The following is a 6,111-nucleotide window of genomic DNA, read 5'->3' as shown; positions in this document are numbered from 1 at the left end:
CTGCACCCGCCGACGGCCTTGCCGGTGAGATCGACGGCATTTCCGTTGCGCCAGAAGTCGGCCTGCTGCATCACCGAGCGCATGAAGGCGCCACTGTCGGAGAACAGCGTCTGCTGCACACCGGCCGTGCCTTCGCCGTCGATGGAATCATAGGTCTTCTGCAAGGCGGCAACGTTCGGCTGGAAGAAGATCGCAGCCGCCAGCGGCACGAATTTCGGCGAGGTCTGGTCGGTCTGGATCGCGTTGATCGCGTTACCGACGGCATGTCCGTTCTCGGTCAGGCCATCGGCCGAGAAGTCGATCTTGGTGCGCAGGATCGCGTCATAGTCGGTGAAGACCAGGCTGTAATTCGCCACCGCCGTTGGGATGGCGTCGATGGTCATGCCCTTGTCGGTCACGCCCTTTTCGGTGTGCACGATGACATGATCGGTGGTGCCCGGCGTCGCCTTGCCGGGATTGAGCAAGTTGATCGAGACCTTGCCCGCCAGATCGGCCGCGCCCGAGACGTTGAGCAGGTCGGTGAAGCCGGGATTGCCCAGATCAGGCAACGCCGCCGCCAGCATCGTTGCCGACGTGGTTGGCGCGCTCCAATCGGCGTTCCGGTCGAGGTCGAAGTCCAGCATGTAGGTGCCGTCGGCCTTCTGGTCGAAATAGCCGGTCTCGTTGGTGGTGAAGACCCGGTTGATGCCGCCAATCGCCATGAAGCCGGCATTGGAGAACAAATGGGCCGCGGTGTCGCCGAGCTGGACGGTATCGCCGGTGACGAACCAGGCGCCGTTCTGGTTGTCGAAGCTGTTGAGGCCGGTACCCAGCTTCACCGAACCGGTGACGAGATTGGTGTTGGTCACCGCCTCGTTGCCGGCCGAGCCATAGACGGCGAGGCCATCGATCCAGCCGGTGCCGATCAGCTTCTTGTCCTTGTCGAGGGCAAGGCCGACGGTCTTGCCGTAATCGGTAATCAGGCCTGCATTGGCGAGCGTATTGGTCGCACCATCGAGGAAGCCGACGCCGGCGCCCATGCCGGTGCCGCCGATGATGGTGCTGTCGGCGTTGACGGTGATGGCGATATTGCCATTGGTCTTGCCGGCGCTCTGGGCCAGGATGGCGAAGGAGCCGGAGCCAGCCGTAAGGATATCGCCAGTCTGGTTGATGGTGACGTCGCCGGCCTTGCCGTCGCCGCCGGCGGAGCCTGCAAAGCCGATGCCGACGCTCTTGCCGTCAAGCAGGTTGGTGACCACGCCCTGCGCGGTTTCCGGCAAGGCATCGATGAAGGGCTTGGGTACGGTGAGGCCGCCCAGCGAATTGACCACACCACCGCCGCCTCCGATCGACTGGGCGAAGATGCCATGGGCGTTGGTGCCGTTGGTCGCGATCAGTTCGGCGGTGTTGATGACGCTCACCGCGCCGCCATTGCCGCCACCGCCTGCATCGGCGCCCCAGGCGCCGAGCCCGGTCGCCGCAGCGGCATAACCACCGCCGCCACCGACCGACTGGGCGAAGATCGCCGTGGAGTTCTGGCCGAAGGTCAGCAGCGAGCCGGCATTGGTGACCTTGACCACGCCGCCGTCGCTGCCGGCCGCGGCCCCGCGCTCGAAGGAGACGAGGCCATAGGTCTCGCCGGACGAGCCGCCACCGCCGCCGACCGACTGGGCCATGATGGCATTGGACTGGTCACCGGTGGTGACGATGCTGACGGTGATCGGCTTGGCATCGGGATCGTTGGAAAGCTTGACCTGCTTGCCGCCCGCGGCGTTGGTGACGGTCACGTCGCCGCCCTTGCCGCCGGCGCCGGACTTGCCGCCGATCGCCACCGCGCCGAGGCCGCCGCCGCCGATGCCGCCGCCACCGCCGACCGACTGCGCGAACAGGCCGTTGGAGAAGTCTCCCTCGGTCTGCACGAAGCCGCTATTGGCGATGCCGACGCTGCCGCCGTCGCCCGAAGCGCCGCCGCTGCCGCCGACCTGCACGAGATTGACGCTGCCGACCAGGCTGCCGATGCTCTGCTTGTCATAGAGGAAGCCGCCGCCGGTGCCGCCGCCGCCACCGATCGACTGGGCGGTGACGCCATTGGACTCGCGACCCTCCGTGAAGATCTCGCCGGCATTGGCGACAGCAACCGTACCGCCATTGCCTGCAGCGCCGCCGGCGCCGCCGATGGCGAGGGCACTGAGCGAACCGCCGCCGCCGGTGCCGCCACCGCCGCCGACCGATTGCGCGGTGATGCCGGTGGAGAACAGGCCCTTGGTGCCGAGATAGGCGAAATTGGTGACCGTGACGGCGCCGCCATTGCCGGCCGCCCCGCCATCGCCGCCGATGTCGATCAGGCCGGAGCCCGCCCCGCCCTGGCCACCGCCGCCGCCGATCGACTGGGCGAGGATCGCGCCGGAGGAGATGGTGCCGTTGGTCTGGATGGCGCCGATCTCGACATCGCCCGATTTGCCGTTGGTCACGGTAACCGTGCCGCCGTCACCGGCCGAACCGCTATCGACGCCGAGGAGATCAGCGAGCGCGCCGCCGCCGAGGCCGATCGTGCCGGTCAGGCCCGCAACGGCATTGCCGCTATTGCCGCCGCCGCCGCCGACCGACTGGGCGAAGATGCCCCAGGAATAGATGCCTTCGGTGAGGATCTGCCCCTGATTGTCGATCGTGACCGTGTTGCCGTTGCCGGCCGAGCCGCCATAGCCGCCGACGGCGACCACATAGTTCTTGGCGATGCCGACGGCTCCGAAGGGCATGGCCGCCAGCGTGGCGTAGTTGTAGGGACTGGGCACCACGTCCTGCAGGCCGATGATGCCGCTGCCGCCCTGGCCGCCGCCGCCGCCGATCGACTGGGCGAAGATGCCGCTGGAGGCATCGCCCTTGGTGATGATCACGCCGTCATTGCCGATGGTGACGGTGCCGGCATCGTTGCCGGTGCCGCCGAAGCCGCCCACCGTCGCCTGGAAGGAGAAGTTCTTCTTGGTCTCTTCCGGTGCCGTGCAGACCACCGGTAGGGTGCAGGCCTTGGTCAGCACCAGCGAGAGGGAGTTGGCCTGGCCGCCATTGCCGCCGCCACCGCCGATCGACTGCGCCTGGATGCCGTGCGAGCCGCTGCCATCCGTCTGGATCGAACCCGACTGGTCTACGGTGACATTGCCGGCGGTGTTGCCGTCGCCGCCGAGGCCGCCCACGGCGAAGCTGACATTGATGGTGCGGCCCTCGCTGGCGCCACCGACGCCGAGCACACCCGAGAGGCTCGAGCCGCCATTGCCGCCGCCGCCGCCGATCGACTGGGCGAGGATGCCCTGCGCCGCATCGCCCTGCGTCTGCAGATTGCCGTTGCTGGTGACCTTGACGTCACCGCCGGTACCGCCGCTGCCGCCCTTGCCGCCGACCGCCGCCCCAAGGTTCAGATTGGTGTTCTCTCCACCGACGCCGAACACGGCCGAGCCCGCAAGCCCGCCATTGCCGCCGCCACCGCCGATCGACTGGGCAAGGATCGCCTGCGAGCCCACCCCCTTGGTGCCGATGTCCCCGGTATTGCCGATGGTGACGAGACCGGCACCAGTGCCGGCACCGCCGAAGCCACCGAGAGAGGCGCTGATGTTCTTGGAATTGGTGCCACCGAAGGCGCCGGTGATCGACAGGCCACCATTGCCACCGCCGCCACCGATCGATTGGCCAGCCAGGCCGACCGAATAGTCGCCCGCCGTGGTGATCGTGCCGTTGCGCGTGACGCTGACATTGCCACCGGTGCCCGCCGCACCGCCAAAGCCACCCATGCTCAGCGAGACGTCGACCGCATTCTGGCTGACGCCGACCGCGCCGGCAAAGCTCATGCCGCCATTGCCGCCACCGCCACCGATCGATTGGGCCAGCACGCCGTCGGCATGGTCACCCAATGTGGTGATCAGACCCGTGGAGTCGATGATGACGGCACCGGCATTGCCCGCGGCACCGCCAAAGCCACCAAGCGAAGCGGAAACGCCGGCCTGCGTGCTTTCGGAAGCGCCACCGGTAATGGTCGCAGCACCACTAAAGCCGCCATCGCCGCCGCCACCGCCGATCGATTGGGCCAGGATGCCGTTGGAACCTTCGCCCTTGGTCAGGATATTGTCGACGCTGGTGACGTTGACCGTGCCGGCATTGTTGCCGGTGCCGCCGAAGCCACCGACGGAGAGGCCGAAGCCGGCGGTCGCACCTTCGCTGAAGGTCAGCGACAGGGCGCCGGAGAAGCCGCCCGAGCCGCCGCCGCCACCGATCGACTGGGCATAGATGGCATTGGAGCCATCCCCATCCGTCTCGATGGTGGCGCTGTTGTCGGTCGGCAGGACCTTGCCGACATTCGACTTGATGGCGACGTCGCCGCCGGTACTGCCCGAACCACCGCCGCCGCCGACGCTGACCGAGGCGCTGCCGCCCGTGCCGGTGCTGACATTGAGATTGCCGGCGACCGAAAAGCCGCCATTGCCGCCACCGCCGCCGATGGACTGGGCGGCGAGGCCATGGGCGAGAGCCCCCTTGGTGTAGATCAGACCGGTGCTGTCGACCTCGGCCGACCCGGCCTTGGCGCCGTCGCCACCGAAGCCACCGACGGAAACCGCCAGGCTGACATTCTGCTCCCCGACACCGACGGCGCCCGCCACGCTGGCGCCGCCATTGCCGCCATTGCCGCCGATCGACTGGGCCAGGATTGCCGTCGAGCCGGCGCCGAAGGTTGCGACATTGCCGATATTGCTGGCCTTGACGTTGCCGGCCGTGGCACCACCACCGCCGAAGCCGCCAACCGAAACGCCCAGGGCGACGCCCTCGCCGATGGTCGCGCTGAGGCTGCCGGCAAAACCGCCATTGCCGCCGCCGCCGCCAATCGACTGGGCCAGCAGGCCGAGCGACAGGTCACCCTTGGTCTGGAGATTGCCGGTATGACTGACGTCGACGCTGCCGGCCTTGCCGCCATCGCCGCCGAAGCCGCCGACACTGGCATTCAGGCTGCCGCCCTGCCCGATCTGCAGGGTACCGGCCACCGAGAAGCCACCATTGCCGCCACTGCCGCCGATCGACTGGCCGACGACGCCGCTGGACAGGATGCCGTCGGTCGAGACATCGCCGTTGACGGTGACCTCGACCGCATCGGCCTTGGCGCCGTCGCCGCCCGAACCGCCGACGCTGGCGCCCAGAGCGACGCCATTGCCGATATTGGCCGAAAGCGTGCCGGCAAAGCCGCCATTGCCGCCGCCGCCACCGATCGACTGGGCCAAAACGCCGGTCGACTGGTCACCCTCGGTCGCCACCGCCCCGGTCTGGGACACCGTGACCTTGCCGGCCGTGCCGCCATTGCCGCCGGCGCCGCCGACTGCGACCGCGATGCTGCCACCGCCTTCGGGCGACACCGTGATGGCGCCCGCAGCCGCAAAGCCGCCATTGCCTCCGCCGCCGCCCAGCGATTGCGCCAGGATGCCGGTGGACGAGGTGCCGAAGGTCGCGACGACGCCCTTGTTGGTGACGCCGACATTGCCGGCGGTGGCACCATCCCCCGCCGAACCGCCAACCACGACTGCCGCGCTGCCGCCTCCCTCGGGCGCCAGGGCGATGCTGCCGGACACGGCGAAGCCGCCATTGCCGCCACCGCCGCCGATCGACTGTGCGGCGATACCGGCGGAGAAATTGCCGAATGTGACGATGTCGCCGGTGCTGCCCACGGTGACCGCGCTGGCGGTATTGCCGGAGCCGCCCTTGCCGCCGACGGCCGCCGAGAGGGAAACCACGCCCGAACCGGACACGCCGATGCCGAAGCCGCCATTGCCACCGCCACCGCCGATCGACTGGGCGGTGATGCCGGCGGAGAGGTCGCCGAGCGTGGTGATGTTGCTGGCCTGCAGCGTGCCGTTCTGGACATTCACCGTGCCGGCCGAACCGCCATCGCCGCCGCTGCCGCCAAGCGAAAGCGACAGGGCGCCGAGGCCGCCAAGAGTCAGGGAGCCGCTGAAGCCGCCATTGCCGCCGCCGCCACCGATCGATTGGGCGAGGATACCGCCGCCATTGGCGGTGGTGGCCTTGTAGCTGCCGTCGGCGACATTGCCCGTACCGGCACCGTTGAGGATGTCGCCATTGCTGGTGACGCTGACCGCCGAC

The 6,111-nt window shown here is 68.7% G+C and carries 1 protein-coding gene; it reads right to left on the bottom strand.

Features of this window, described 5'->3' with window-relative positions; translation table 11 throughout:
• Positions 1-6,111: beta strand repeat-containing protein (locus BA190_RS36535; protein WP_371260459.1), on the bottom strand; the 6,111-nt coding region annotated here is incomplete at both ends.

It is taken from the genome of Labrys sp. WJW, from assembly GCF_001676615.1.
Taxonomy (GTDB): Bacteria; Pseudomonadota; Alphaproteobacteria; order Rhizobiales; family Labraceae; genus Labrys; species Labrys sedimenti.
Note: the sequence above shows the minus strand (reverse complement) of the source record. Positions and strands in the feature narration are given on the sequence as shown.